Below are 711 nucleotides of genomic sequence, written 5' to 3' on the forward strand. Positions count from 1 at the left end.
GCGACCTCCGTCTCAGGAGACCAACACCCCCTGGTGGCCGCCGCTGTCGCGGAGCACAGCCACCGCCTCGGCGACCCCCAGAGGGGGCGGCGCGGGCAGGTCGTACGGCTGGGCCCGCAGCACCTCGGTGGCCCGACGGGTGGGCACCGAGGTGACCGGGTAGCCCCGGGCGGTGGTGCGGTCCAGCGCCCGACGCCGCCGGCCGAACCCGGCGACGGCCAGCCACTGCGGCAGCCCGGCCAGCGCGGGCGAGCGCACCCCGGGCGGCTCTGGCAGCACGTCCACCGAGCTGAACGCCTCGCTGCCGGCCAACCACCACTCGGCCTCGTCGACACTGCGGCGGGTGGCGTTCTCGCACCAGTACGGCACCAGCCCCGCCCGCACCACCTGCCACGGGTCGAGCAGCCGGCCGCATTCCACCACCAACCGGTCACCGGTCTTGCCGGCGCGCCGCAGCCACCGCCGGTACAGGTCGGCCACGCCCGCGCTCAGCGCCGCCGGCCGGGGCACCAGCACCCGGTGCAGCGGGTGCTGGTGCTGGGCGGTCCAGTCCCGCGCGGCCAGCTCGAAGCCCGGGTCGACGCCGTGCTCGGCGTCCGCCGACGGTACGGACACCTCCGGTGGCTCCCACCGGGTCGCGTCGCCGCCGACGGAGCGCAGCACCTGCCGCAGGGCGTGGCTGTCCGGGTGGAAGTCCACCGGGTCCAGCCC

The 711-nt window shown here is 77.2% G+C and carries 1 pseudogene; it reads right to left on the reverse strand.

The features are described 5' to 3' along the window. Positions 1 to 12 precede the first annotated feature (12 nt). Positions 13 to 711, reverse strand: a pseudogene (locus KBX53_RS34870) (hypothetical protein); the annotation flags it as partial.

Source organism: Micromonospora sp. M51 (assembly GCF_018070305.1).
GTDB classification, from domain to species: domain Bacteria; phylum Actinomycetota; class Actinomycetes; order Mycobacteriales; family Micromonosporaceae; genus Micromonospora; species Micromonospora parva.